At 71.4% G+C, this 26,594-nt stretch carries 25 protein-coding genes; 18 read left to right on the forward strand and 7 right to left on the reverse strand.

Annotation, left to right across the window (positions count from 1 at the left end; all coding sequences use genetic code 11):
• The first annotated feature begins 21 nt into the window (after positions 1–21).
• Positions 22–1,218, forward strand: a complete 1,197-nt coding sequence (locus ACGFJ7_RS22735; RefSeq protein WP_360258700.1) for an esterase-like activity of phytase family protein — start codon at positions 22–24, stop codon at positions 1,216–1,218.
• Here the strand turns inward: ACGFJ7_RS22735 and ACGFJ7_RS22740 are convergent.
• Together ACGFJ7_RS22740 and ACGFJ7_RS22745 are read right to left on the reverse strand one after the other, a co-directional pair.
• Positions 1,211–1,615: a VOC family protein gene (locus ACGFJ7_RS22740; protein WP_360258697.1), complete on the reverse strand. Its 405-nt coding sequence runs from the start codon at positions 1,613–1,615 to the stop codon at positions 1,211–1,213. The genes ACGFJ7_RS22735 and ACGFJ7_RS22740 overlap by 8 nt on opposite strands.
• Before the next feature lie 5 nt (positions 1,616–1,620).
• Positions 1,621–1,998 (reverse strand): helix-turn-helix transcriptional regulator, encoded by a 378-nt coding sequence (locus tag ACGFJ7_RS22745; protein ID WP_392643635.1) that lies wholly within the window; start codon positions 1,996–1,998, stop codon positions 1,621–1,623.
• A 131-nt stretch (positions 1,999–2,129) separates the two neighbouring features.
• Here ACGFJ7_RS22745 and ACGFJ7_RS22750 point away from each other — a divergent pair, with 131 nt between their 5' ends.
• The 11 genes from ACGFJ7_RS22750 (at position 2,130) to ACGFJ7_RS22800 (ending at position 12,743) form a co-directional block, all read left to right on the forward strand.
• On the forward strand, positions 2,130–2,618 hold the full coding sequence (locus tag ACGFJ7_RS22750; RefSeq protein WP_392643604.1) for an NUDIX hydrolase: 489 nt from the start codon (positions 2,130–2,132) through the stop codon (positions 2,616–2,618).
• A gap of 4 nt (positions 2,619–2,622) precedes the next feature.
• The gene (locus ACGFJ7_RS22755) at positions 2,623–3,177 is read left to right on the forward strand and encodes a hypothetical protein (RefSeq protein WP_392643606.1); all 555 of its coding nucleotides are present in this window, start codon (positions 2,623–2,625) and stop codon (positions 3,175–3,177) included.
• Between the two features lies 1 nt (position 3,178).
• Positions 3,179–4,528, forward strand: coding sequence for an AMP-binding protein (locus ACGFJ7_RS22760; RefSeq protein ID WP_392643608.1), 1,350 nt, complete (start codon positions 3,179–3,181; stop codon positions 4,526–4,528).
• A gap of 86 nt (positions 4,529–4,614) precedes the next feature.
• Positions 4,615–5,484, forward strand: coding sequence for an FAD binding domain-containing protein (locus tag ACGFJ7_RS22765; protein WP_392643637.1), 870 nt, complete (start codon positions 4,615–4,617; stop codon positions 5,482–5,484).
• Position 5,485: 1 nt separating this feature from the next.
• A complete protein-coding gene (locus ACGFJ7_RS22770) occupies positions 5,486–5,971 on the forward strand; it encodes a (2Fe-2S)-binding protein (RefSeq protein ID WP_360258685.1) in 486 nt (161 codons plus the stop codon).
• Positions 5,968–8,361 carry an aerobic carbon-monoxide dehydrogenase large subunit gene (locus tag ACGFJ7_RS22775; RefSeq protein WP_360258682.1) on the forward strand — a complete coding sequence of 798 codons (2,394 nt, stop codon included), beginning with the start codon at positions 5,968–5,970 and terminating at the stop codon, positions 8,359–8,361. Before ACGFJ7_RS22770 ends, ACGFJ7_RS22775 begins: the two co-directional genes overlap by 4 nt.
• Before the next feature lie 10 nt (positions 8,362–8,371).
• Entirely contained in the window at positions 8,372–9,226 is an 855-nt protein-coding gene (locus ACGFJ7_RS22780; protein ID WP_360258679.1) for an XdhC family protein, read from the forward strand.
• Entirely contained in the window at positions 9,223–9,789 is a 567-nt protein-coding gene (locus ACGFJ7_RS22785; protein WP_392643609.1) for an NTP transferase domain-containing protein, read from the forward strand. The genes ACGFJ7_RS22780 and ACGFJ7_RS22785 overlap by 4 nt, the downstream gene beginning before the upstream one ends.
• Positions 9,786–10,646 (forward strand): AAA family ATPase, encoded by an 861-nt coding sequence (locus tag ACGFJ7_RS22790; RefSeq protein WP_392643611.1) that lies wholly within the window; start codon positions 9,786–9,788, stop codon positions 10,644–10,646. Before ACGFJ7_RS22785 ends, ACGFJ7_RS22790 begins: the two co-directional genes overlap by 4 nt.
• Entirely contained in the window at positions 10,643–11,536 is an 894-nt protein-coding gene (locus ACGFJ7_RS22795; RefSeq protein WP_392643612.1) for an SRPBCC family protein, read from the forward strand. The genes ACGFJ7_RS22790 and ACGFJ7_RS22795 overlap by 4 nt, the downstream gene beginning before the upstream one ends.
• Positions 11,523–12,743 (forward strand): VWA domain-containing protein, encoded by a 1,221-nt coding sequence (locus ACGFJ7_RS22800; RefSeq protein WP_392643613.1) that lies wholly within the window; start codon positions 11,523–11,525, stop codon positions 12,741–12,743. Before ACGFJ7_RS22795 ends, ACGFJ7_RS22800 begins: the two co-directional genes overlap by 14 nt.
• Before the next feature lie 302 nt (positions 12,744–13,045).
• Here ACGFJ7_RS22800 and ACGFJ7_RS22805 read toward each other — a convergent pair whose 3' ends face one another.
• A complete protein-coding gene (locus ACGFJ7_RS22805) occupies positions 13,046–14,002 on the reverse strand; it encodes a LysR family transcriptional regulator (RefSeq protein ID WP_392643615.1) in 957 nt (318 codons plus the stop codon).
• Between the two features lie 403 nt (positions 14,003–14,405).
• Between ACGFJ7_RS22805 and ACGFJ7_RS22810 the strand changes: the two genes are divergently transcribed.
• Both ACGFJ7_RS22810 and ACGFJ7_RS22815 read left to right on the forward strand, forming a co-directional pair.
• On the forward strand, positions 14,406–16,070 hold the full coding sequence (locus ACGFJ7_RS22810; RefSeq protein WP_392643617.1) for a hypothetical protein: 1,665 nt from the start codon (positions 14,406–14,408) through the stop codon (positions 16,068–16,070).
• 266 nt (positions 16,071–16,336) lie between these two features.
• Entirely contained in the window at positions 16,337–19,513 is a 3,177-nt protein-coding gene (locus ACGFJ7_RS22815) for a penicillin acylase family protein (RefSeq protein ID WP_392643618.1), read from the forward strand.
• On the opposite strand, the gene ACGFJ7_RS22820 is transcribed toward ACGFJ7_RS22815, so the two are convergent.
• Positions 19,486–20,775 (reverse strand): GH1 family beta-glucosidase, encoded by a 1,290-nt coding sequence (locus tag ACGFJ7_RS22820; protein WP_392643620.1) that lies wholly within the window; start codon positions 20,773–20,775, stop codon positions 19,486–19,488. The two genes, ACGFJ7_RS22815 and ACGFJ7_RS22820, sit on opposite strands and share 28 nt — an antisense overlap.
• Before the next feature lie 24 nt (positions 20,776–20,799).
• Between ACGFJ7_RS22820 and ACGFJ7_RS22825 the strand changes: the two genes are divergently transcribed.
• Together ACGFJ7_RS22825 and ACGFJ7_RS22830 are read left to right on the forward strand one after the other, a co-directional pair.
• Positions 20,800–21,321: a GNAT family N-acetyltransferase gene (locus ACGFJ7_RS22825; RefSeq protein WP_392643622.1), complete on the forward strand. Its 522-nt coding sequence runs from the start codon at positions 20,800–20,802 to the stop codon at positions 21,319–21,321.
• A gap of 241 nt (positions 21,322–21,562) precedes the next feature.
• Positions 21,563–22,174: a DUF998 domain-containing protein gene (locus ACGFJ7_RS22830; protein ID WP_360258649.1), complete on the forward strand. Its 612-nt coding sequence runs from the start codon at positions 21,563–21,565 to the stop codon at positions 22,172–22,174.
• A 55-nt stretch (positions 22,175–22,229) separates the two neighbouring features.
• On the opposite strand, the gene ACGFJ7_RS22835 is transcribed toward ACGFJ7_RS22830, so the two are convergent.
• Complete coding sequence (locus tag ACGFJ7_RS22835; RefSeq protein WP_360258646.1) at positions 22,230–23,075, reverse strand: hypothetical protein; 846 nt, start codon at positions 23,073–23,075, stop codon at positions 22,230–22,232.
• Between the two features lie 215 nt (positions 23,076–23,290).
• On the opposite strand from ACGFJ7_RS22835, the gene ACGFJ7_RS22840 reads away from it, so the two are divergent.
• Positions 23,291–23,824 carry a sigma-70 family RNA polymerase sigma factor gene (locus ACGFJ7_RS22840; protein ID WP_360258643.1) on the forward strand — a complete coding sequence of 178 codons (534 nt, stop codon included), beginning with the start codon at positions 23,291–23,293 and terminating at the stop codon, positions 23,822–23,824.
• Positions 23,821–24,537, forward strand: coding sequence for a zf-HC2 domain-containing protein (locus ACGFJ7_RS22845; RefSeq protein ID WP_360258640.1), 717 nt, complete (start codon positions 23,821–23,823; stop codon positions 24,535–24,537). Before ACGFJ7_RS22840 ends, ACGFJ7_RS22845 begins: the two co-directional genes overlap by 4 nt.
• Here the strand turns inward: ACGFJ7_RS22845 and ACGFJ7_RS22850 are convergent.
• Together ACGFJ7_RS22850 and ACGFJ7_RS22855 are read right to left on the reverse strand one after the other, a co-directional pair.
• The gene (locus ACGFJ7_RS22850; protein ID WP_360258637.1) at positions 24,534–25,151 is read right to left on the reverse strand and encodes an NAD(P)-binding domain-containing protein; all 618 of its coding nucleotides are present in this window, start codon (positions 25,149–25,151) and stop codon (positions 24,534–24,536) included. The genes ACGFJ7_RS22845 and ACGFJ7_RS22850 overlap by 4 nt on opposite strands.
• 50 nt (positions 25,152–25,201) lie before the next feature.
• A complete protein-coding gene (locus ACGFJ7_RS22855) occupies positions 25,202–26,443 on the reverse strand; it encodes a polysaccharide lyase family 1 protein (RefSeq protein WP_392643638.1) in 1,242 nt (413 codons plus the stop codon).
• Positions 26,444–26,594: the final 151 nt, after the last annotated feature.

The following is a 26,594-nucleotide window of genomic DNA, read 5'->3' on the forward strand; positions in this document are numbered from 1 at the left end:
GGCTCCTTAGCGTCCAGCCTCATGAGAAAGACGGTCGCTAACGTTCTCGCCGCCTCGGGCGCGCTTGCTCTGACTTTCACCCTCGCCGGCACCGCCAACGCCGGCGGCCAGCACGTCGCCAAGCCCACCCTGACCGGTTTCGCCTCGCTGCCGGCCGCCACCTTCGTCCCCGGTAGCGAGCCGTCCGGCGCGCAGGCCTCCGGCAACACCAACGGCTTCACGCTGCCCTTCGCCGACCAGCCCGTCCAGGGTTTCTCCGGCATCGCCGACAACGGCGACGGCACCTTCGACGTGCTGTCCGACAACGGGTACGGCACCCAGGCGAGCTCGGCCGACTTCCTGCTCCGCGTCCAGCGCCTGGCCCCGGTCTTCAAGACCAACAAGGTCGACGTGCTCGGCGGGGTCACCCTGTCCGACCCCAGCGGGTTCGTCTCGTGGAAGCTGACCCGTGCGGACCGTGTCCTCACCGGCGCCGACTTCGACCCCGAGTCGATCGTGAAGGGCGCCGACGGCTCGTACTGGATCGGCGACGAGTTCGGCCCGTTCATGCTGAACTTCGACCGGGCCGGCCGCCTGCTGCGCGCCCCGATCCCGCTCGAGGGCGTCGTCGCCCCCGAGACCGCCGCCCGCACCGGGGTCACCGCGACCGCCCGCAGCAGCAAGGGCTTCGAGGGCATGGCCGCCTCCCCGGACGGCCGCTACCTCTACCCGCTGCTCGAGGGCACGGTCACCGGTGACGTGGCGGGCCGGCTGCGCCTCAACGAGTTCGACCGCCGCGCCGCCAAGTACACCGGCAAGCGCTTCATCTACCAGCTCGACAACCCGGACAACGCGATCGGTGACGCCATCGCCGTCGACAAGGACCGCTTCCTGGTCATCGAGCGCGACGGCGGCCAGGGCGCCACGGCCCTCTTCAAGAAGATCTTCATCGCCGACAAGCGGGACCGCAACCGCGACGGCGTGATGGACAAGACCCTGCTGGTCGACCTGATGAACGTCGCGAACCCGCGCCAGCTCGCCGGTTTCGGCCCCACGTTCACCTTCCCGTTCCAGACCATCGAGGACGTCGTCATCCTCGACGACAAGACCATCGCCGTGCTGAACGACAACAACTTCCCGTTCTCCAGCGGCCGTACGGCGGGTGTCGCCGACAACAACGAGTGGATCACCATCGCCCTGCCGAAGTCCCTGAACGTCGACAAGCGCGTACTCAGGTAGCGATCCGCAGCAGGTTTCCGGCCGGGTCGCGGAAGGCGCAGTCCCGCACTCCGTACGGCTGATCTATCGGCTCCTGGAGGACGTCGCCTCCCGCGGCCCGGACCCGCTCGAAGGCCGCGTCGATGTCGTCGGTGCTCAGGACGATCCCCTTGAGCAGCCCTTTGGCCAACAGCTCGGCCATGGCCCGCCGGTCCTCGCCCGACGCGTTGGGGTCGGCGACGAGCGGCTCGAGCACGATGCTCACGCCGGGCTGCGACGGCGATCCCAGACGGATCCAGCGCATTCCCTCGTACGTGACGTCGCTGCGCACTCGCAGCCCCAGCGCGTCCCGGTAGAACGTCAGCGCCGCGTCATGGTCGTCCACGGCGACGAAGCAGGTCGAAACCCAGATGTCCATGCCCGTCACGCTAGGCGGCCGCGCCCGGCCCGGGCTTCTCCGTTCCTGACCGGCCTGGTGTAGATCTTCGCGATGCACGCCGGGATGCCCTGGTCCTGATGGTCGCGGGCGCGGTAGGCGCTGGGGCTTTCCCCGACAAGCTCGGTGAAGCGCGAACTGAACGACCCCAACGACGTACAGCCGACCGCGAAGCACACCTCGGTCACCGACAGGTCCCCGCGGCGCAGCAGCGCTTTGGCCCGCTCGATCCGCCGGGTCATGAGATAGCTGTACGGCGTCTCACCGAACGCACTGCGAAAGCTCCGCGAGAAGTGCCCCGGCGACATCAGAGCCACCCGAGCCAGAGCCGGCACATCAAGCGGTTCCGCGTAGTCCCGATCCATCACATCCCGGGCCCGCCGCAGCCGCCGCAGATCCTCCAGCTCCACCCCTTCACCCTCCCACACTGAGTCCACCAAAAGTACTAGCCTCCTAGGACGCGTAAGCCGGAGTGTGAGCGTCGGAGGCACCATCCATGACCATTCGCCACTTCACGGCCTCCGCCGTCGTTCTCGACGGCGACGATCGAGTGCTGCTCGTGCACCACAACAAGAGCGGCCTGTGGCTGTACCCCGGCGGCCACGTCGACCCGAACGAAACCACGGCCGAAGCCGCCGTCCGCGAAGTCCTGGAGGAGACCGGCGTGCACGTGGCCGTGCTCGGCGAGCCGGCCTTCGTCCACGCCGCCGTCCGGGGCCATGTGTCGCCGTGGGCGATCATCGAGATGGACGTGTCCGACTCCCAGGTGGGCGCTCACCGTCACATCGACTTCGTGTACGTGTGCCGCGCGACGAACACCGAAGTGAACGCCCGGCCGGAGGAGGTCGCCGACGCTCGGTGGATCCCGGTCGTCGATGTCACGGCGTTACGGACGCCGGCCGAGCTTCCGGAGTTGGTGGCCACCGCCGCGCGCTGGGCGAAGACACCGGGGCAGACCCCGCGAGGGCGAACAGGGATAGGGTGATCCGATGCCTTCCGTTGCTTGGATCGATCGGCAGTACGACCGGGAGAGCGGTGGGCGGTTCGCCGCGCATGTGGTGGCCGCGGGTAAGGAATTCGCGCACTGCTGGGGTGATGTCTCGCCCGTGGGGTTCGCGTGTGTGGCCTGGCGGCTGGCTACCGCTCCGCATCTTGATCCGGGGTATGTGCGGCTGCATCGGCGGGTGTTGTCGGCCGAGTGCGTGCGTAACGAGTGGGACGGGTCGCTGACCGTCCAGGCTCGACTTGTGGCGCCGTGGCCGGAGGCTCTGGCCGGGGACCGGGTCTGGCAGCAGGATCGTGGGTGGCGTGGGTGGCCCGAGACGTTCGGGCAGTTCCTTCAGCCGTCCCAGGAAGAGCTGAGCCGGGTTCCGCATGTGCGGTCGACGCTGAGCGTCGACGCGCCCGTTCCGCTCGGGGCGCTGCCGCCCGTGCCGGACGGGCCGGGGCCGGCCATGGTCGATCTCGCCGAGCGGGCCGTCACCGTGCTGGTTCGTGAGGTCAACGAGTTGCTCGGCCCGATGCTCACCCGACTGGAGGCCTGACGTGCCACGGCTGCTGGACGCTCTGCACGACTCCGCCGATTCCGCCGACCTCGTCCGCGACCCCCGGCAGGGTCTGTCGCGGCATGAACTTCTCGGGCGGGCGGCGGCGCTCGCCGCTGAACTGCGCGGTGCGGAAACCGTTGCTGTGCATGCCACTCCGGGTGTCGAGACCGTCGTGGCGATCACGGCGGCGTTGCTGGCGGGCGTGAAGGCCGTTCCCGTGCCGCCGGACGCGGGCGAGCTCGAGCGCGCGCACATCCTGCGGGACTCGGGAGCCGAACTCATGCTCGCCGACGATCCCCGTGCCGGCGGGACCATCCTCCCCGTCACGCTCGACCGGCCGCCCGGTGACGTGCCGGAGGAACCCGGGCCGGAGGCCGCCGCTCTCGTCCTCTACACCAGCGGGACCACCGGGCCCCCCAAGGGTGTCGTGCTCTCCCGGGCCGCCCTCGCCGCCGATCTCGACGCGCTGGCCGACGTGTGGCAGTGGACCGCCGGCGACACGCTCGTTCACGGGCTTCCGCTCTTCCACGTCCACGGGCTCGTTCTCGGCGTGCTCGGACCGCTTCGGATCGGCTCGCGGCTCGTACACACCGGGAAACCCACACCGCTGGCGTACGCCGCCACGCCCGGCACGATGTACTTCGGCGTGCCCACCGTGTGGTCGCGGATCTGTGCCTCGCCGGCGGAGGCGCGCGAGCTGAGAAGCGCCCGGCTGCTCGTCTCCGGCAGCGCCCCGCTTCCCGTGCCGGTCTTCGACGACCTCCGGGCGCTCACCGGCCAGGCCCCGGTCGAGCGCTACGGCATGACCGAAACCCTCATCACCGTCAGCACCCGCGCCGACGGTGAACGCCGTCCCGGCCACGTCGGCCTGCCCGTCCCTGGTGTCGAGACCCGCCTGATCGACGAGGCCGACGGCGTCGGGCACCTTCAGGTGCGCGGGGCGACCCTCTTCGACGGTTATCTCCACCAGCCGCCGCGCGTGGACGACTGGTACACCACCGGCGACGTCGCCTCGATCGGGCCGGACGGCTGGCACCGCATCGTCGGCCGGGCGTCCACCGACCTCATCAAGACCGGCGGCTACCGGGTGGGCGCCGGCGAGGTCGAGGACGCCCTGCTGCTGCATCCGGCCGTCCGCGAGGCCGCCGTCGTCGGCACCCCGCATCCCGACCTGGGGGAGCAGATCACCGCGTACGTCGTCGCCGACTCCGTCCAGGGCGAGGAGCTCACGGCCTTCGTGGCCGAGCGCCTGGCCGCGCACAAGCGTCCCCGCGTCGTTCACCTGGTCGCCGAGCTGCCCCGTAACGCCATGGGCAAGGTGCGGAAGGCGGCCCTCAAGGGCACCTGAGAGTTAAGAGATCGCTTAGGTAGCTGTTGACATTGGACAGGAGGCGAGGAAGTCTCACCCGCGATCGCGGGAGGTGCATCGTGCAGGTGCCGGCTCCGTTCGAATACGAACGCGCCACCACTGTGGACCATGCCATCGGGCTGTTGGAACGTTTGGGCAGCTCAGCGCGGCTCGTGGCGGGTGGGCACAGCCTCCTGCCGATGATGAAGCTGCGGTTGGCCAACTTCGAGTATCTGATCGACATCAATCCGCTCCACGCGGAGCTGGGCTACGTGACGACAACGCCCGATGAGGTACGCATCGGCGCGCTCACCAGGCATCGGGAGCTGCTCGAGTCGGACGAGCTGGCCGCCGCGTTCCCGATCTTCCGAGACGCCGAGCGGGTGATCGCCGATCCGATCGTGCGCAACCGGGGCACGCTCGGTGGTTCGCTCTGCCAGGCCGACCCGTCCGAGGACCTGTCGGCTGTGTGCACCACGCTCGACGCCAGCTGCGTCATCCGCGGCCCGGGCGGCGCCGAGCGGGTCGTGAGCATGGAGGACTTCCACGTCGGGCCGTACGAGACGGCGGTCGGCGACGACGAGATGCTGACCGAGATCCGGATCCCGCTGCGCCCGGGTGGTGGCAGCGCGTACGAGAAGGTCGAGCGCCGCGCCGGCGACTGGGCCGTGGTCTCGGCCGGCGCCGCGGTCTGGCTGGCCGCCGACGGCACCATCGCCGACGCCCGGGTGGGCCTGGCCGCGGTGGGGCCGAACACGACCGGCATCCCGGAGATCTCGGCCGCCCTGGCCGGTCACGCGCCCGCCGAGGAACTGTACGAGCGGGCCGGGGCGATCGCCGCGCGCAGCTGCGATCCGGCCACCGACCAGCGGGGCAGCGCCGAGTACAAGCGGCACCTCGCCAACGAGCTGACCAGGCGGACGCTGAGGCGGGCCGTCGAGCGGGCGAGGAGCTGACATGCAGGTCACGATGACCGTCAACGACGTCGAGGTCACCCGGGAGATCGAGGGGCGCCTGCTGCTCGTGCACTTCCTGCGCGACCACCTCGGCCTGACCGGCACCCACTGGGGCTGCGACACCAGCAATTGCGGTACGTGCGTGGTCTGGCTGGACGGCGAGCCCGTCAAGTCGTGCACCGTGCTCGCGGCGATGGCCGGGGGCCACGAGGTGCGTACCGTCGAAGGCCTGGCCAAGGGCGCCGAGCTCGACCCCGTCCAGGAGGGGTTCCGGCAGTGCCACGGCCTGCAGTGCGGCTTCTGCACGCCGGGCATGATGATGACCTGCCGGGCCCTGCTCGACCGGAATCCCGACCCGACCGACGCCGAGATCCGCGAGGCCATCTCCGGTCAGATCTGCCGGTGTACGGGGTATTCGACGATCATCCGCTCGGTCCGCTGGGCTTCCGTTCACGAGGCCGCCGCCAAGCAGGAGGTCGAGGCATGACGGCCGTACAGGAACCGAAGCTCACGACCTTCGACGACAACGACCAGAAGCCGGTCGGCTACGGCCGGATGCTGCGCAAGGAGGACCCGCGGCTGCTGCGCGGCCGGGGCCGCTTCACCGACGACGTGCAACTGCCGGGCATGCTGCACCTGGCGATCCTGCGCTCGCCGTTCGCGCACGCGAGGATCGTCACCATCGACACCAGCGCCGCCGAGGCCGCGCCGGGCGTGCGGGCCGTCGTCACCGGCGCCGCGCTGGCCGAGCAGGGCCTGGCCTGGATGCCGACCCTCTCCAACGACGTGCAGGCCGTGCTGGCCACCGACAAGGTGCGCTTCCAGGGCCAGGAGGTCGCGTTCGTCGTGGCCGACGACCGCTACCAGGCCCGGGACGCGCTCGAGCTCATCGACGTCGAGTACGACGTCCTCGACCCGGTCGTCGACGTCCGCCGGGCGCTCGCGCCGGGCGCGCCGCTGATCCGCGACGACCTCGAGGGCAAGGCGGACAACCACTGCTTCGACTGGGAGACCGGTGACGAGGACGCCACCGCGGCCGTCTTCGCCAAGGCCGACGTGGTGGTCGAGACCGACGTGGTCTACCCGCGCGTGCACCCGGCGCCGATGGAGACGTGCGGCGCGGTCGCCGACTTCGACCCCATCGAGGGCAAGCTGCGCCTGTGGTCGACCACGCAGGCCCCGCACGCCCATCGCACCCTCTACGCGATCGTGGCCGGCCTGCCCGAGCACAAGATCCAGGTGATCGCGCCGGACATCGGCGGCGGCTTCGGCAACAAGGTGCCGATCTACCCCGGCTACGTGTGCGCGATCGTCGCCTCCATCGTCACCGGCAAGCCGGTGAAGTGGATGGAGGACCGGTCGGAAAACCTCATCAGTACGGGGTTCGCGCGCGACTACATCATGCGCGGCGAGATCGCGGCGACCCGCGACGGCAAGATCCTCGCTATCCGTACGAACGTGCTGGCCGACCACGGCGCCTTCAACGGCACCGCGGCGCCGGTCAAGTACCCGGCCGGCTTCTTCGGCGTCTTCACCGGCAGCTACGACCTGGAGGCCGCGTACTGCAAGATGACAGCGGTCTACACGAACAAGGCGCCGGGCGGCGTCGCGTACGCCTGCAGCTTCCGCATCACCGAGGCGGTGTACCTGGTCGAGCGCATCGTCGACACCCTCGCCTACGAGCTGGGGATGGACCCGGCCGAGCTGCGGCTGAAGAACTTCATCCGGCCCGAGCAGTTCCCGTACGAGACCAAGACCGGCTGGGTGTACGACTCGGGCAACTACGAGCCGACGATGCGCCTGGCCATGGACATCGCGGGCTACGCCGACCTGCGCCGGGAACAGGAGGAGAAGCGGGCCCGCGGCGAGCTGATGGGCATCGGCATCTCCTTCTTCACCGAGGCGGTCGGCGCCGGCCCGCGCAAGAACATGGACATCCTCGGCCTCGGCATGGCCGACGGCTGCGAGCTGCGCGTGCACCCGACCGGCAAGGCCGTCGTGCGGCTGTCGGTCAAGACGCAGGGCCAGGGCCACGAGACCACGTTCGCGCAGATCGTGGCCGAGGAGATCGGCATCCCGCCGGCCGACATCGAGGTCGTGCACGGCGACACCGACCAGACCCCGTTCGGCCTCGGCACGTACGGCAGCCGCTCGACGCCGGTCTCCGGGGCCGCGGCGGCGCTGGTGGCCCGCAAGGTCCGCGACAAGGCCCAGATCATCGCGTCGGCGATGCTCGAGGTCACCGTGGCCGACCTGGAATGGGAGAAGGGGAAGTTCCAGGTCAAGGGCGACCCCGGCCAGTCGGTCACGATCCAGCAGATCGCCATGCGCGCCCACGGGGCCGGCGACCTGCCGGACGGCATCGAGGGCGGCCTGGAAGCGCAGATCTGCTACAACCCGTCGAACCTGACGTACCCGCACGGGGCGTACATCTGCGTGGTCGACATCGACCCGGGAACGGCGCAGGTGAAGGTGCGGCGCTTCATCGCCGTCGACGACTGCGGCACCCGGATCAACCCGATGATCATCGAGGGGCAGATCCACGGCGGGCTCACCGACGGCGTCGGCATGGCCCTGATGGAGATGATCGCGTTCGACGAGGACGGCAACTGCCTCGGCGCCTCGCTGATGGACTACCTCATCCCGACGTCGCTCGAGGTGCCCGACTGGGAGACCGGATACACGGTCACCCCGTCGCCGCACCACCCGATCGGCGCCAAGGGCGTGGGGGAGTCGGCCACCGTCGGCTCGCCGCCGGCCATCGTCAACGCGGTCGTGGACGCGCTCAAGCCGTTCGGCGTGCGCCACGCGGACATGCCGCTGACCCCCTCGCGCGTCTGGGACGCCATGCGGGGCCAGGCCACGCCTCCCATTTAAGGAAACCGCTGTGCTGATCGCGGAACGCGCGAAAGAACTGACGAACGAGCGCCGCCCGTTCGTGCACGCCACCGTCGTCCGCGCCCAGGAACCCACCTCGGCGCGGCCCGGCGACGACGCGGTCATCCTCGCCGACGGCTCCATCGAGGGGTTCGTCGGCGGGGTGTGCGCCGAGGGCTCGGTGCGGCAGGCCGCGCTCGACTCGCTGCGCGACGGCAACACGGTCCTGCTGCGGGTGCTGCCCGAGGAGTCGGCGCCGTTCCCGGAGACGCCGGGGGCGCTCGTGGTGGTCAACCCGTGCCACTCGGGCGGGGCGCTGGAGATCTTCCTGCGGCCGATGCTGCCCAAGCCGCTGGTCGGGATCTCCGGCAACACCCCCATCGGTACGGCGATCCGCGAGCTGGCCGCCTTCCTCGACTTCGAGGTGACGCCCTCGGGGTCGTACGCGGGCGCGTCGGCCGTGGTGGTCGCGGGTCTCGGCCGCGACGAGGAGCAGCAGATCCACGCGGCGCTGGAGGCCGGGGTCCCGTACATCGGCCTGGTCTCCAGCCACAAACGCGGCGCGGCCGTCCTCGACGCCATGCGGCTGACCCCGGCCGAGCGGGAACGGGTCCACGCGCACGCCGGGATCGACATCGGCGCCCGTACCCCCAAGGAGATCGCCCTCTCGATCCTGGCCGAGATCGTCGGTGAGGTGCGGCGCGGAAGCGTCGCCCCCGCGGTGACCGGGGAAGCACCGCGCCAGGCCGTCGACCCGGTGTGCGGGATGACGGTCCTGATCGGTGAGAACACCCCACACGCCGTCGTCGACGGGCAAGACTTCTGGTTCTGCTGCACGGGATGCCGGGACAGGTACGCGGCTTGAGCACGACGGGCCTCGTGCTCGCGGCCGGTGGCTCGCTGCGGCTCGGAGAGGCCAAGCAGCTGCTGCCGTACCGCGGCCGGACCCTGCTCGACGCCACCCTGGACCTGGCCCGCGCCTGCGGCTTCGACGAACTGCTGGTCACCCTCGGCGGATCCGCCGCCGAGGTGCGCGAGCGCGTTGACCTCACCGGATGCACGGTGATCGACAACGCCGCGTTCTCGTCCGGCTGCGGCTCCTCCATCCGCTCCGGAGCCGCAGCCGCGACGACCGGCGCCCTCGTCCTCCTCCTGGGCGACCAGCCCGGTGTGCGACCGTCGTCGGTCGCCGCGCTGCTCGCCGCGCCGGCCCCGCTCGCGGTCTGCCGCTACGACGACGGCCTCGGGCACCCGTTCCTGTTCCGCCGTCCCGTATTCGCCGACCTGCTCGCCCTGCACGGCGACAAGGCGGTGTGGAAACTCCTGCACTCGGGCCGCCATCCCGTCGCCGAGATCCGGGTCGACGGGCCGATCCCGATCGACGTGGACACCGCCGACGACTACCGACGCCTCCTGGAGCACCAGTGAACTCGCCCGAGGACGTGCGGCAGCGGCTCGACGCGGTCGACTACCTGGTCGACGACGGCCTGGCCATGGCCGTGTTCCTGGCCCTGCGCCTGGGCAAGCCGCTGCTACTCGAAGGTGAACCGGGCGTGGGCAAGACGGCGGCCGCCAAGGCACTCGCGGCCGCGCTGGCCACCGACTTCATCCGGTTGCAGTGCTACGAGGGGCTGACCGCCGGCGAAGCCCTCTACGAGTGGAACTATCAGCGCCAGCTCCTGGCCATCCGGCTCGCCGAGGCCCGCCAGGAGAAGATCGGCGACGCCGACCTGTTCACCGCCGAATTCCTGCAGGAAAGACCGATCCTGCGGGCCGTACGGCATGAGGGCAGCACCCCGCCGGTGCTGCTGATCGACGAGATCGACCGGGCCGACGACGAGTTCGAGGCGCTGCTCTTCGAATTCCTGGGCGAGGCCGCCATCACCGTTCCCGAATTGGGGACCTTCACCGCCGTACGGCCACCGATCGTCGTCCTCACCTCCAACCGCAGCCGCGATCTGCACGACGCGCTGCGCCGCCGCTGCCTCTACCACTGGATCGAGTTCCCGTCACCGTCCTTCGCGGCGGAGATCGTCCGGCGCTCGGTTCCCGGCGCGTCCGCCCCGCTGATCCGCGGCGCCACCGAGTTCATCGGCCGCGCCCGCGGCCTCGAGCTCGACAAAGCACCAGGCCTGGCCGAGACGATCGACTGGGTGTCGGCCCTGACCGCCCTGGGCGTCACCGATCTGGTCGCCGCCGACGTCGTCAGCACGATCGGCACGATCGCCAAGACGCCCGACGACCGGATCGCCGTGTCCCGCCTTGCCACTGAGGAGCCCTCATGAAAATCACCAACGAGTTTACGGTGCACACCCCGATCGACCGCGCCTGGCGGGTGCTGACCGACCTGGAGGGCATCGCCGGATGCATGCCCGGCGCCCAGCTGACCGGCGTCGAGGGCGACGTGTACCAGGGCAAGGTGAAGGTGAAGGTGGGCCCGGTCGTCTCCGAGTTCGCGGGCACGGCCCGGTTCACCGAGAAGGACGAGTCGGCGTACCGGGCCGTCATCGACGCCAAGGGCCGCGACGCCCGCTCCGCCGGCAACGCGGCCGCCCTGGTCACCGCGGTCCTCTCCCCGTCCGGCGACGACAGCACCCTGGTCAGCGTCGACACCGACCTGAAGATCAGCGGCAAACTGGCCCAGTTCGGCAGCGGCATGATCAAGGAAGTCTCGAGCAAACTCCTCACCCAGTTCGTCGCCAACCTCGAAGCCAAACTGGCCACCGACGCCACCACGCCGACCGCCGGTCCCGCTTCCTCTGCGCCGCCCGCCTCTGCGCCGCCCGCCTCTGCGCCGCCCGCCCCTGAGGCTGCCGACTCGTCGGCCGAGGCCGCCGATCACACTGCCGCTACCACCGCCTCCGCCGCGGCGGTGGAAACGGCGGCGGAGACCAGTATTTCCCCGGCCGCCGTCGAACTCGCCGCGAGTCCGGCGGGGCACGCCCTCAACGGAAGGGCGCCGACCTCGGCCGCGGCCGCCGTCGCCACCCCGGCGGCCATCGACGCCGCCGCCGTCGCCACCCCGGCGGCCATCGACGCCGCCGCCACCGCCGAGACCGAGCCGCTCGACCTCCTCGATCTGGCCGGCGGCTCCCTCTACAAGCGCCTCATCCCGGTGGCGGTCGGTGTGGTCGTCGTCGGTGCCGTCATCGTGTGGGCCGTTGGCCGACGCTGAGCCGCGCTCCGTCAGCGACGAGCGGCGGGGCGGGATCGTGCTGTTGCGGGGGACGGACCGGGCCGGGTTCGCGGTGGCGTTCGCGGACCGGCTGCGCGGGGCGGGACTGGCGGCCGGGCTCAGCGAGACCGGGGACTTCGTGCACGCGCTCGAGGTCAGCCCGCCCGTGTCCGTGGACGTTCTCTATTGGACGGCGCGGATCGCGTTCGTACGGCGCCGTGCCGACCTTGATGCCTTCGACCGGGTTTTCCACGCGGTTTTCGGCGAGGCGCCGCCGTTGCCGTTGACGCGGTCCGCCGTACCCCCCAGCAAGCGCGACGATGTGCACCTGGCCGTGCCCCACGGGGTTGACGAGCCGGCGGCCGGTGGTGGGCTGCCGTGGGCGACGCTGCCGCCGCCAGTCGCCGCCGCCGAGCCCGGCGATTCCCCGCTGCGCACGCCCGAACGGCGGCCCAGCGCCCTCGCGGCCCTGGCCGAGCTGCCCTTCGAGGAACTGGACCCTCGTGAGCTCGCGCTCCTGGGCGACGCGGTGCGCGACAGCCTCGCCCGCTGGCCGGCCCGGCGGACCCGCCGCCACGCCATCGACCCCGCCGGCCGCCGGATCGCGTTGCGGCCCACCATCGCCCGGGCCCGGAGGACGGCCTGGGAACCGGTGACGGTCGTGCGGCAACGCCCCGTACGGCGCCCGCGCCGCGCGGTGCTGATCTGCGACCTGAGCGAGTCGATGCGCGCCCAGGCCGCCGCCTACCTGCACATGATGCGGGCCTTCACCCTCGTGGCCGACGCCGAGGTCTTCGCCTTCGCCACCACGCTGACCCGGCTGACCCCGGCGCTGCGCCGCACGTCGGCGGAGGAGGCCATGGCCCGCGCGACCGAGGCGGTGGGCGACCGTTTCGGCGGAACCCGGATCGCCACCAACCTGACCGCGCTGCTCGACTCGCACCACGGCAACAGCTTGCGCGGCGCGCTGGTCCTCGTCGCCTCCGACGGCTGGGACAGCGACCCACCGGCCCGGATGAGCGCCGCGATGGCCCGCCTGCGCCGCCGCGCCCACCGAATCCTCTGGCTCAACCCGCGCGCGGGCGCGCCCGGCTACGCCCCCAAGGTGGCCGGAATGGCGGCCGCCCTCCCGTTCTGCGACCACCTCCTGCCGGCCGCGACGTTCGCCGACCTCGCAGCGGCCGTCCGGCTCCTGGCCCGCCCCTGACAGTGCCCTTCCGGCCTCTCCAGCGCGGGCCGGCCATTCTCACCCGTCCTCGACAGCGGCCTTTCCCGCGCGGGCCAGCCACTCCGACCCGCCCTCGACAGCGGCCTCTCCGGCGCGGGCCGGCCACTCCCACCCCCACCCTCGACAGCGGCCTTTCCCGCGCGGGCCAGCCATCCCACCCGCCCTCGACAGTGCGTTTCCTCAGCGCGGGGCCGGCCGATCCGGGCCGTCGGCTCACACCGGCGCCGGCCACCCCACAGCCGCGCGCGCCGTCGCCCTTCGGAGCCGTCGTGTGGGGGCGCTCAGCTCCACAGGGTCACGTGCACGGACGGGCGGAAGTGGCCGACGTTGACGCCGGTGCCGCGCATCATCGCCTGAATGGCGCGGGGCGTCGAGACGAAGCGGGCCAGTTCCCGGGCGGCCTGCGGGGCGTTGCGCTCATCGAGCATGACGGCGTGCCAGCCGGCTTCCAGTACGGCGTGAGGGCCGGCCACCCGTACCAGATGACCCTGGCGAATCTCCGGAGCGACAGCGAACGACAACGCCGGCGCCAGCCCTTTGCCGCGTTTGGCTTCCTCGACGGCGGCCGCGTTGCTCTGGTAGATCTGCTGCCGCTCCTCGGGGACGCCCAGCCGCCGCAGCAGGTCGGGTACGGCGCCGATGTCGGTGGCGGCCGACGGGCCCAGCAGCCACGTCTGGTCGCGCAGCTGGCCGGGGGAGGGCCGCACGACCGCGAGCGGATGGCCGGGGCCGACGACGACCTCGATGCGGTAGTTCATCACCGGCCGCGTGGTCAGCCCGGGAGGGAGCACGGCCGGCGGCGGCCCGATCGCGACGTCGATGGTGCGGCCGATCAGGGCCGTGGCGAACGACGCCGGATCGCGGACGCTCAGCTCCACGTCCAGGTCGGCAGCGCGCCCGGCGAAGAGCTCGATCAGCCCCGGCGCGGCATGCTCGGCGAACAGGCTCGACGCGCCGACCCGCAGCAGCCGCCGCCCGCGTCCGGCGGCGCTCACCTCGAGCACGGTGATGTCCTGCAGCCCCAGCATCTCCTGGGCCCGGCTGGCCAGCCGGAGGCCGCCCGGGGTGAAGGCCAGACCCGATGAGGTACGGGAGAAGAGCTGATCACCGAGCTCACGGCGCAACTGCCCGATGTGCAGCGACACGGCGGACTCGGAGACCGACAGCTGGGCCGCCGCCAGCTTGACCGAGCCGAGCCGGACCACGGCGGAGTAGGCGCGCAGCTGCGTCGGCGTCATCCGTCCCCCCGAGTAGTGGTGCGCGTCTCACTCGCAATCTATCGCGCTACTGGCGCCCTGGTCAGACCCGACATCACCAATGTGGATCATCCGGTCACCGTGGATCGACGTTGACAAATATCTTGCCCCTCGGCATCTGACCGTCCGTCACGTCAACCCGGGTCGCGCTGTACAAGGTGTCGTGATGCGTGATCCTTCGTTGAAGCTACGGGCCCGTGTCAGACATGCCGGATTTGCCGGAACGCGCGGATGGCGGATAACCGGTGCTCCGTCCGTACCTTCAAGAACGGCTTCTCGATGGTCAAGCCGGACACCGTCGTCGACCGGCTTTGCGAGGACCTTCATGCCGACCCCTTCCCGCCCACCGCGAACGCATCCTGCATTCTCCGGCGCGGCTGCCGCGGTGGCCGCGCTCGCCGTGGTCGCCGCCCCCATGGCGCCGGCGGCCGCGCGGGAGAGCCGGGACGCCTCCGGGAAGTGCGCCGGCCTCCGCCCCGCCGTCGAGAGCTCCACCGCCCGCAAACCCGGCGACACCCCGGCCGGGGAAGTTCGTGCCGACACGCGCGGCGTGGCTGAAAAGGATCAGTCTGTCGATCGGGCGGGTACCCGCTTCACCGCCGTTGCGCAGGCCGACCTCGTCAAGGTGTCGGTGCTCGACGCCGGGGTGCTTCGGCCCGGTCTTCCGTCGCTGGCCGACGTCCGGCTCGGAAGCGCGCACGGCCGCGCCGACAGTGCTGCCTGCCGGGCCAAGACGAGTGCCGCCGGGCGGTACGCCGACGCCAAGCTGCTCGGCATGCAGCTTCCCGGGCTTCCGGCGCCGGGCACCGCCGCCCAGCGCCAGGCTCCGCCCAGCCGGCAGGCCGCCACCGCCGAACTCGCCGGCCTGCGGGCCGCCGGCCTGGCAACGGTCCAGCTCGGCCGCTCGACGGCCGAGGCGCGCTGGCTCGACACGTACAACTGCGGCGCGACCGGGCCGCTCACCCGCACCGCCACCATGCTCGCCGGCGTCCAGCTTCTCAGTGGTGGCGGCCGGACCCCGGCCCTGCAAGCGCTGCGCCGCCCGGGCGACACCGCGCGCAAGACCAGCCTGCTGCGGCTCGGCCCGACGGGCTCGACCCAGAGCGCCACCGATGTGGTACGCCTCGACGGCGGCCACCGCGGCGTCAGCGCCGCCGCCGGCGTGGCGCTGTCGGACCTGACCCTGTTCGGCGGCACCCCGCAGGAGGTGTCGATCAAGGTAGTGACCCAGCCGACGCTGACCGTCGTAGCCGCCGGTGACCGCGAACGTTCATCAGTCGCGTACCGCCCGGCCGTCCTCAAGGTGACCGCCGCCGGTAAGCCCGTCGCCACCCTCGACACGGCCGGCGCCAGCGTGGGCGTCGACCTGTTCGGCAGCCTCGCCCCCGAGCCCGCCGCCGCATCCGAACACAGCCCCGCAGCCAAGGGCGGTTCCGCGACCGAGGGCGGCGGCTCCCCGGACAAGGGCGGCTCCCCGACCGGGGGCGGCTCCACGGCCAAGGGTGGGTCCGCGACCGAGGGTAGGTCCGCGGCTGAGGGCGGTTCCGCGGCCGGGGTGGTGCCATCCCTGCTCTCGGCTCGCATCTCGCTGGGCGGACCACGCCAGGTGATCGGGGACCGTGACGTTCGGGCCGAGGCGGCCGCGCTCCGCGTCGAGGTCCTTCTCGGGAAGGCGCATCTTCTCGACGTCGCGCTCGGTTATCTCTACGCGCAGGCGTCCACCACTCCGGCGAAGGCGAAGGCGAAGGCGAAGGCGACGGCGAAGGCGGCCGGCACCCCGGCGGCCACCACGAGGCCCGGCAGGACCACCGGCGCGCTCGGCGGGGAACCCGGCGCGCAGCCTCATGAGTTGCCGCGGGTGGCGGGAAGTTCCTCGAAGCCCGTGGGCCGGTCCGGCACCGCTGAGGCGACCGAGGTTGCCGACTCGACCGAGGTCAGCGCCCTGGCCCGCACCGGGAACAACGTCTTCGCGGTGGTCACCGGCGGCGCCGTCCTGCTGATCCTGGGCATCGCGGCCGTGGCCCTGGCCCGCCGTCGCCGACAGGGCTGACCGAAGACCAAGCAGGTCGGGGCCGGCGAAGGCCAGCCGGCGCGCGACGCGGACGGGTAGAGAGGCGCGGGCGGGGAGGCGCGGGCGGGGAGCGGCGCAGGCGGCGAGAGGTGCGGCACGGGCTTACCCGAGGGGGAACCGCGGGCGGCAGGTGGGGAGTGGAGCCCCACCTGCCGCCCCTTTTCCTGGTCTAGCCGTGACAGACATCGACGTTTTAATATCTATGAAATCTTCTCGCGTTCGAGCGTTCCCCGAAGGGACACCTCATGCGCCGACGCCTTTCCGCCCTCGCGGCCTCCGTCCTGATGGCCACCCTCCTCGTGCAGACCGACAGCCCGGCGCAGGCCGCCCCTGTCGACAACACCGACTACTGCCTCGGCGAATGCTCCGACATCCTGCCGCCGGGCCAGAACGGCGACGCCGACCTGCTGCAGATCCTCGCCTCGCAGGCGTTCGGCACCAAACCGCCGCACTCCGACGACCAGCTCGGGCCCTACGACGGGCTCGTGCACAGCTACACCGGCCTCAGCGGCCAGCAGATCAACACCTTCTTCAACGACAGCTCGTACGGCGTTCTGGCCGCCGACGTCGCCACGACCACCAAACCGCGGGACGACGTCACCATCGTGCGTGACAAGAAGCTCGGCATCCCGCACATCACCGGCACGACGCGGGCGGGAACCATGTACGGCGCCGGTTACGCCGGCGCGCAGGACCGCCTCTTCCTCATGGACCTGCTCCGCCGTGTCGCCCGGGGCAAGCTCACCCCGTTCGCCGGTGGCGCCGCCGGAAACCGTGATCTTGAGCAGAGTGTGTGGCGCAATTCCCCGTACACCGAAGCCGATCTTCAGGCTCAGATCGAGACCCTTCGCACCTCGGGCGCACGCGGCCAGCAGCTCTACACCGACGTCCAGTCGTACATCGCCGGCATCAACAAGTACATCGCCGACTGCATGGCCGCCCGCGACTGCCCGGGCGAGTACGTCCTCACCGGCCACCTCGACGCCATCACCAACGCCGGTGGCCCCGAACCGTTCGTCCTCACCGACCTGGTCGCCGTCGCCGGTGTCATCGGCGGCCTGTTCGGCGGCGGTGGCGGCACCGAGATGCGGTCCGCACTCGTCCGCATCGCCGCCCGCGCCAAATACGGCAACACCGTCGGCGACCAGGTGTGGCAGCAGTTCCGCTCGCAGAACGATCCCGAGGCGGTGCTGACCCTCCACAACGGGCAGAGCTTCCCGTACGGCGCCGGAGACCCGAACGCGGCCGGTGTCGCCATGCCCGACGCCGGCACGGCCACCCCCGAGCCCATCGTGTACGACCGGACCGGCTCCGCCGCCACCGGTGTGTCCGGACGGAGCACGATCGCCCTCGGCAGCCTCGCCGCCGCCCCGAACCAGCGCGGCATGTCCAACGCCGCCGTCGTCGGCGCCGCCAACTCCGCCACCGGCCACCCGATCGCCGTCTTCGGACCGCAGACCGGCTACTTCGCGCCGCAGTTGCTCATGCTCCAGGAGCTTCAGGGCCCGGGCATCTCCAGCCGCGGCATCGCCTTCGCCGGCCTCAACCTCTACACCCTGATCGGCCGCGGCCCCGACTACGCCTGGAGCGCCACCTCGAGCATCCAGGACATCACCGACACGTACGCCGTGACCCTCTGCAACCCGGGCGGCGGCACCCCGACCGTCGCCTCCACCGGCTACCTGTACCACGGCCAGTGCCTGGCCATGGAGGCCCTTTCCCAGTCGAACGCGTGGAAGCCGACGACCGCCGACTCCACCCCGGCCGGCTCGTACCGCCTGACCTCGTTGCGCACCAACTACGGCCTGGTCCAGTGGCGCGGCCTCGTCGGTGGTGTGCCCACCGCGTTCACCGCGCTGCGCTCGACCTACCGGCACGAGGCCGACTCCGCCGTCGGTTTCCAGATGTTCAACGAGCCGGCCCAGATGGGGTCCCCGGCCGCGTTCACCAACTCCGCGTCCCAGATCGTGTTCGCCTTCAACTGGTTCTACCTCAACAGCAAGGACATCGCGTACGTCACCTCGGGCGCCGAACCGGTCCGCCCGGCCGGCGCCGACCCGAACCTGCCGACCCGGGCGGAACCGGCCTACGAGTGGGCCGGATGGAATCCCGCCGCCAACACCGCCACCTACCGGCCGATCACGGCCCACCCGCAGGCCGTGAACCAGGACTACTTCGTCAGCTGGAACAACAAGCAGGCGGCCGGATACTCGGCGGCCGACGGCAACTTCAGCTTCAGCGCCGTGCACCGGGCCGACCTGCTCGACCGTCCGGTCAAGGCCGCCGTGGCCGCCGGCCAGAAGTACGACCGGGCCGGCCTGCTCAAGGTGGTCGAGTCGGCCGCCACCACCGACCTGCGCGGCGCCGAGGTCCTGGACGAGGTGCTGCGCGTCATCGACACCGCGCCGGTGACCGACGCCGCCCAGGCGGCCGCGATCGCCAAGCTCCGCGCGTGGCGTGCCGCCGGTTCCCACCGGGAGGAGACGGCCGCCGACAGCAAGGTGTACCGGGACGCCGACGCCATCCGCGTCATGGACGCGTGGTGGCCGAAGCTGGTCGTGGCCCAGTTCTCCAGCGGGCTCGGCGACGGCCTGTTCGACTCGCTGGTCGACGCCCTGCAGATCAACGAGTCACCCTCGGGCGGGCAGACCGGCCCGGTCTCCGGCCTGCCGAGCTCGGCCAACGAGTCCCAGGCCCACAAGGGTTCCGCTTTCCAGTACGGCTGGTGGGGCTGGGTTTCCAAGGACCTGCGGGCCACCCTGGGCGACGCCGTGCCGAACTGGTCGCGGAAGTACTGCGGCGGCGGCACACTCAGCGCCTGCCGCACGGCCCTGCTGAGCAGCCTGAGTGCCGCGCTGGCCGAGCCGGCCGCCACCACCTACCCGGGCGACGAATACTGCGACGCCGGGAACATCTGGTGTGCTGACGCGATTGTGCACAGTCCGCTCGGCGGTATCGAGCACGACCTCGTCTCGTGGCAGAACCGGCCCACCTATCAGCAGGTCGTCTCGTTCCCGGCCGCCCGGGGCGACGACATCACCAACCTGGCCGCCGGCCGCGCGGTCACCGCCTCCAGCGCCCAGTCCGGCTACCCGGCGGCCAACGCGGTCGACGGCAACCGGGCCACCCGCTGGGCCAGTTCCTGGTCGGACAACCAGTGGCTGCGGGTCGACCTGGGCGCGAGCCGCCCGGTCGCCCGCGCCCTCCTGCACTGGGAGAACGCGTACGCCTCGGCCTACCGGATCGAAACCTCGGCCGACGGCGGCGCCTGGACCACCGCGGCCACCGTGACCGGCGGCAACGGCGGCACCGACGTGGTCGCGTTCCCGGCCACGAACGCCCGCTACCTGCGGGTGGTGGGGCAGACCCGCGCGACCTCCTACGGCATCTCCCTCTACGAGCTGGAGGTCTTCGCGCACTGATCCCGGAACCAGCGGTAGGAGTCGCGCGGCGTGCGCTCCTGGGTGTCGAAGTCGACGTGGACGAGGCCGAACCGCTGCGCATAGCCCTCGGCCCACTCGAAGTTGTCCAGCAGCGACCACACGAAGTACCCGCGCACGTCCACCCCGGCCTCGGCCGCCGCCCGTACCGCACCCAGATGTGCCTGGAGATAGTCGACCCGGAAGGTGTCGGCGACGCCCTCCTCCGCCGAACAGCCGTTCTCGGTGATGTAGATCGGAGGCAGGGCGTCGCCGTACGTCTCCTGCAGCCCCGTCAGCAGCTCGGTGAGCCCGTCCGGCACCACCGGCCAGCCGAACGCGGTCGTCGGATAGCCCTCGACCGGCCGGATCTCGAACGGCAGGTCGCCGCCGTCGCTCGCCGTACCGACCAGAGTCGGGTTGTAGTAGTTCACGCCGAGCGCGTCGATCGGCGTACGGATGATGTCGAGGTCGCCGTCCCGCAGGTGCGGTTCCAGCCCCGGCAGCAGGAATTCCGGGTACGACCCGAGCAGCACCGGATCGTTGAAGAGCCGGTTGTGGAACCCGTCGTACACGGCTGCCGCGGCCCGATCCTCGTCGGCCGACCACACCGGCGTGCAGTTGTTGGTGAGCCAGACCTCGCGCGCGCCCGCCGCCTTGAGCGCTTGAACGGCGAGCCCATGCCCGAGCAGCTGGTGGTGGGCGACCGGAAGCGCGCCCAGGCCGAGCGTCCGCCCCGGCGCGTGCGTACCCCAGGCGTAGCCCTGCGCCATGTGCACGACCGGCTCGTTCAGCGTGATGAACCGGTGGACCCGGTCGCCCAGCCGGCCCGCCACATGTCCCGCGTACTCGGCGAACCGGTACGCCGTCTCCCGGTCGAGCCAGCCGCCCTCATCCTCCAGGGCTTGCGGCAGATCCCAGTGGAACAGCGTCGGCACCGGCTCGATGCCGCGCTCCAGCAGCCCGTCCACGAGCCGGTCGTAGAAGCCGAGCCCCTTGTCGTTGACGGCTCCCGAGCCGGCCGGCACCACCCGCGGCCACGCGATGGAGAACCGGTAGGCCCCCACACCCAGGCCGGCCAGCAGCGCCACATCCTCGGCCCACCGGTGGTAGTGGTCGCACGCCACGTCCCCGGTGTCGCCGTTCCTGACCCGCCCCGGCGTATGCGCGAACGTGTCCCAGATGGACGGTCCGCGCCCGTCCTCGTGCACCGCGCCCTCGATCTGGTAGGACGCCGTCGAAGCTCCGTACAGGAAACCCGCCATCGCCTGAGGCTATAGCCTGCGGGGGTGATCGAGGAACGGATGGTGGCCCTGCGCCCTCTCATCGCCGCCGACTTCCCGGCGGTCCACAGCTGGGCCCAGTTGCCGGAGGTCTGCCGCTTCCAGACGTGGGGCCCCAACACCCTCGCCGAGTCCCAGGCCTTCACCACAACCGCCGCGCGAGCCTGGGCGCAAACCCCACAGACGCGTTTCCCGTACGCCGTGACGGCCGCCGGCGACGTGGTGGGCACCGCCGAGCTCAAGCTGCGAAATCCCCACCAGGCCGAGATCTCCTACCTGATCCACCCGGCCCACTGGGGCCGGGGGCTGGCCACCGCCGCCGCCACCCGCCTGCTGAACCTGGCCTTCCACACGTTCGGCCGCCACCGTGTCCACGCCACGTGCGACCCCCGAAACCTCGCGTCGGCCCGGGTCCTCACCAAGCTCGGCATGACCCACGAGGGCCGCCTCCGCGAAACCCTCCTCCTGCGGGACGGCTGGCGCGACTCCGACCTCTACGCCATCCTCACCCACGAGTGGCCCAGCTGACCCACACGCCGGCGCGGCCGCGGGTCTGGCGGTCCGGATCTTGCAGGAGGGCTCGCAGGGCGTCGACGGCTTCGGAAGGAACACGCGCTCCGCAGCCAGACGGCTGATTGTCAGCGGCGGCGAAGCGCTGGAGGGCCGCGCGCTCCGGCGGGGCCGGGGAACGGTCGTCGAGGGTCGGCCCGACCACACTCCGACCGGCCGCCCGCCCACCGGCAAGCCCTGAGTGATCATGATGGTGGGGATGATCCGTACGCGTTTTCTCGCCGTCGCCTCCGCACTCGCCGTCACCGGAGGCGCTGTCACCATGCTGGTCGCGCTTGTTGCCGCGCCCGGCTCGTGGCTGGCCGGCTATGTCAGTGAGGCCGGCACCGCCGGTGTGCCCTACGCCGTCCCGTACCGCGCCGGTCTGGTCGTTCTCGCCGTCGGGGTCGCCCTGCTCGGCGCCGCCGTGCGGATCCCGCTCGCCTCGCCGGCCCTGTTCGCTGCGGCCGGTCTGGCCGCCGTCTCGGGGGTCGTGCCCTGCACGAACCAGTGCCCACTCCCGCCGTACGAGCCGACCACGCCGGCCGACGTCGTCCACGCGTCCGCCACGATCCTCGGAATGCTGATGCTGGCCGCGGCCATGGCTGCCATGTGGTGGTACGCCGGGGACCGCACCCGCAAAGGGCTGGCCGCCGGCGGCGTCGCGCTGACCGTCCCGCTCGGGGCCGCCCTCGGCCTGACCATGCTCCTCGCCGGTCGTGGCACCCTCGGTGCGACCCTGGAACGCCTCCTGCTGGCCGAAGCGGTCGTCTGGCTGGTCGGCACCGCTGTCACCACTGCTCTCACCACCGGCGGGAAGCGACGCACATGACACGCCCGGTGATGGCGGGTGCCATCACCGGGCGTACCCCCGATGGGTGAAAAGCTCAGTTGGTGGTGGTGCTGCTCGGCTTGGCCGGAGTGTTGGAGGTCTTGCCGCCGTCGGGCTTGATGGCGAACCACTTGCCGTTCAGGCCCTGGCCGTTGATGTCGCCGGGCTTGGCGTCGGCCACGAAGTAGTAGACCGGCCAGCCGTTGATCGTCACCTGGCAGTGGCCGTCGGCGCGCTCCACGTAGCCGACGATCTGCGGGTCGACGCCGTCCGGGAAGATCTTGCCGGGCGACTTGATGAGCAGCGGCGGCCAGGCGGTCGCGCAGTCGCCGTTGCAGTTGGACTTCGGCGGCTTGTTGGTGTCGTTGTCGAAGCGGTAGAGCGTGCGGCCGGCGCCGTCGGTCACGTGCGGGCCGATCCCGCCGTCCTCGGTCACGTTCAGCTCGACCACCTTGCTGCCGGCCGTACGCGACTTCGGCGGGGTGATGTCCTGCTGGGACGGGCCACTGAAGATCTTGACCCACTTCTGCGTCTTCGCCACCGTGGGGGAGGGCGCGGGGGTGGGCTCCTCGGCGGCACCGGAGTCGGCGCCGGAGCCGGCGGCATCGGACTCGGCGGCATCGGCCGCTCCCGCGCCGGCTTCCTCCGAAGGGGGAGCGGATGCGGTGGGCGGGGCGTCCGAGGGCTGCTCGTCGGCCTGCTCGAGACCGGCCCCGGCCAGGTCGTCCTGCTGGGGGTCCGGTCCCTGCGGGTTGAGCGGCGCCTGGGAACCCGTCACCGCCACCGGTACCGCGTCCGCCGCCGGGGCCGCGGAGTTGCCGGCCTGGTTGCCGCAGGCCGCCACGCTCGCCAGCCCGGCGATCATGGCGGCGACGTAGATCGTCCTGCTCCGCTTCATCATGGCTGTCTCCCGTGTCGAGAACCGTCGATTGCCCTCCACACGTCACCCCCTCGCCGAACGGTTCACCGGGTTGTGCCACTTTCCGGAAAATCTTGATCCGGGGAGCCACCCGCCGCGTACTCCCGGTAGCCGCGGCACAGTACTTTCATCGATGTCGTCTTCGACTTCAGACCCGTACGAAGCGGCGCGAGACAGTGCCGCGGGGAGAGAGACGGATGCCGTCCAGCAGAACCAGACCGCACCGGGAGGTGGCCGATGAAGCACTGGTCAGATCCTTGTTCCAAGAACACGGCCGGGCCATGCTCGCGTACGCCACGCAGCTGACCAGAGACCGCGCCGCCGCCGAGGACGTGGTCCAGGAGGCGCTCGTGCGCGCCTGGCGGCACCCGGACAGCCTGAACAACGGGAAGGGCTCCGTGCGCGGCTGGCTGCTCACGGTCGTACGCAATATCGTGCTGGACCAGATCCGGGCCCGGAACCGGCGTCCCCCCGAGGTGGGCGAAAGCCCGCCGGACGCCGCCGTCGAGGGTGACCACGCCGACCAGGTCGTGACGTCGATGGTCGTGGTGGACGCGCTGAGCAAGCTGTCCACCGAGCACCGTGAAGTGCTCGAGCAGGTCTATCTCCGCGGCAACACGGTGGCCGAGGCCGCCGAAGTGCTCGGCATCCCGCCCGGCACTGTCAAGTCTCGCTCCTTCTACGCGTTGCGGGCCCTGCGCGAGGCCGGCACGGAACGGTTGGCATCATGACGGCGCCGGAGAGCGCGAACCCCCCGACCAACGACCACGTCGACCTGGCCGGATATCTGATGGAGATGCTCACGCCGGAGCAGAAGGCGGCGGCCGACGAGCACCTGGCCGCGTGCGCCGAGTGCCGCGCGGAGATCGAGTCGCTGCGCGAGTGGTCGGCCCAGCTCGGCGAGGTGCCCGAGGCGATGCTGCTCGACGGCCCGCCCGACGACGCCGACCTGCTGCTGCAGAGGACGCTTCGGCAGGTACGGACGGAGAGCGCCGGCCGGCGCAAGCGGCGGTGGGCGTCGGTGACGGGCATCGCCGCGGTCGCCGTGGCCGTCGCGGTGGCCGGCGGGCTGGTGGTGGGCCGGCAGACGGCGCCCACGACGGAACCGATCGCGCAGGCGACGACGTCGGCCGCGGCCGGCGCGCGAACGGGCTCGGCCACCGACGCCACGACCGGGGCGACGATGCGGACGACGGTGATCCCGGCCGCCGGCTGGGTGCGGGTCAGCGCGACGGTGGGCGGCATCCCGGCCGGCGAGAAATGCGTGCTCGAAGTGGTCGGCCAGGACGGCACGCCCGCGGTGGCGGGCAGCTGGCTGGTCTCGCCCGCCGGCGAGGCCGACGGGACGACGCTGAGCGGGAGCGCTCTGATCGACCCGGCCGACGTCGCCTCGGTACGCGTGGTGAACACCACCGGAAAGCAGTTCGTGACCGTCCCCGTCTAACGCAGGACGGTCATCGCTTCGGCGAGGACGTCGGTCGCGTCGAAGATGTCGACCGCGTTGTGCTGCAGCGGCCCGCCCGGCTCGGTGAGCCGGGCGGTGCTGGCGCCGCCCGCGTAGAACGGGGCGAAGCCCATGTCCCGGATGAGCAGCGTGGTGGCCTTGCGGGCGTCCGTGTGGTCGGTGCAGACGAACTCGGCCAGCAGCGGATCGTGCCCGCGCCGGTGGCTGAGCACCGAGGCCGGCAGCGTGTTGAGCGCCTTGGCCCAGTGCGCCTCCGGCGCCCACGAGATGAGCTGCTCGAAGCCGCTCGGCGCCCCGTCGAGAATGGGGCCGACCGGGTTCGTCGCGTCGATGACGATCTTGCCGATGAGCCCGTCGCCGGCCAGTTCGATCGCCTCGTGCGCGGTCTCCCACGGAGGGGCGAACAGGACCACGTCGGCGAATGACACCGCCTCCGCGACTCCCATGGCGGCGCCGTGGCCGCCGAGATGGTCGACCACGTCGCCCAGCCGTTCCGGATGCCGTGACGTGACCGCTACGTCGTGGCCGCTCTCCGCGCACCACTCGGCGAGCGTTGCGCCGAGCTGACCTGCTCCGATGACGCCGATGTGCATGGAAACAGGGTGCCTCGCCGAATCGACGCAGGAGGGGGGAACCGGCAATTTCAGCGGTACAGCCGCCGGATGCCGGCTCCCGCCCCCACCAGCACCGGGACGGCCCAGGCCGGGTCGAGACGGGGACGCAGCGTAGGGGTCCAGCCGGCGTCCGGGTCGAGGTCCGGGTCGTACGCGGCGTTGTAGGCGCCGACGAGGTCGACCGGCTTGGGCGTACGCCCGGAGACCTGCACCAGATTCCCCAGCGTGGTGATGCGGGTGCCCTTCCAGTACGCGATGACGTCGGCCGGTGCGATGTCGGCGCTGAGCCGGAAGTAGTTGTTCTCGGCGTAGATGCTCGACTCGACGCCCACCCCGAGGGAGTAGATGTACTCCTCGTCGGTCGCCACGTAGAGGTTGTCGTAGACGTCGACCTGACCGAACCGTACGCGCGGGGCCCGCTGGACGACGTTGCCGAACCGGTTGTGGTGCACGGTGACGCGCAGCTTGCCGACGTCGGCGCCCGGGTTGTCGGTGGAGCCGATCAGCATGGTCTTGTCGTGGTCGTAGTAGTCGTTCCACGAGACGGTGACCAGGTCGGACCCGCGGATGACATCGGTGGCCCCGTCGTGTACCTGGTAGGGCCGCCCGAAGTACAGGGGCTGGGCGGCGTCGTGGTTGTTGCCGTCGCTGAACGTGTTGTGGTCGAGCCAGACGTTGGTGGCGCCGCTGAGCGACACCAGGTCGTAGAGCGAGTTCCAGTTCCCGGCCGAGGAGTCGGTGGGGTCCCAGGCCGGGAAGCAGTCGGCGGCGTCGGTGACCTCCAGGTTCCGTACGATCACGTTGCCGACGTTGGTGAGCACCAGGCTGCCGTGGTCGAGCCGGGCCCCGTTGAGGCCGATGATCGTGGTGTTGCTCCCGACGTTGATCTTGATTTGCTCCCCCTGTACGCGGGCCGACCGCACCCGGGCGTCCTCCAGCGGCCCGGACGGCTTGGCGGTCCGCCCCCAGACAGCCGGGTCGTAGGCGGCGAGGAACGCGTCGAGGTCGTACGCCGGATCGGCGAAGTCGTCGCAGCTCTTGCCCTCCCGCAGATCGATCCGCCCACTGACGAAAACGATCTTCGGCGTGGCGTTCTGCCCGTTCGTGGCCGCGTCCCCGCCCAGCGCCGTGATCAGCTCGGCCCGGTTGCGGACGACCGAGACGTGCGCGTCGTCGGCCGCCGCCCCACCGCTGGTCCCGGTTCCGGCGGCCGCCCAGCCGTCGTCGGCGGCCAGCGTCTGGCGCGCCAGTTCGAGCGCGGCCCTCGGCACCGGACCATGGCCGTGCGCGACGGCCGGCGGCGCGGCGCCGAGGGTCAGGAGGAGGGCTAGGTGTGCTGTCCAGGGAGGTTGGTCGAGGTGGTGTGACGAGTTGATCTGACTCTGGACGGGTGAAGGCCTCCGGTTGTGGAGTGGAGCTGTC

Origin of the sequence: Actinoplanes sp. NPDC048988, assembly GCF_043197815.1 — a bacterium.
Taxonomy (GTDB): Bacteria; Actinomycetota; Actinomycetes; order Mycobacteriales; family Micromonosporaceae; genus Actinoplanes.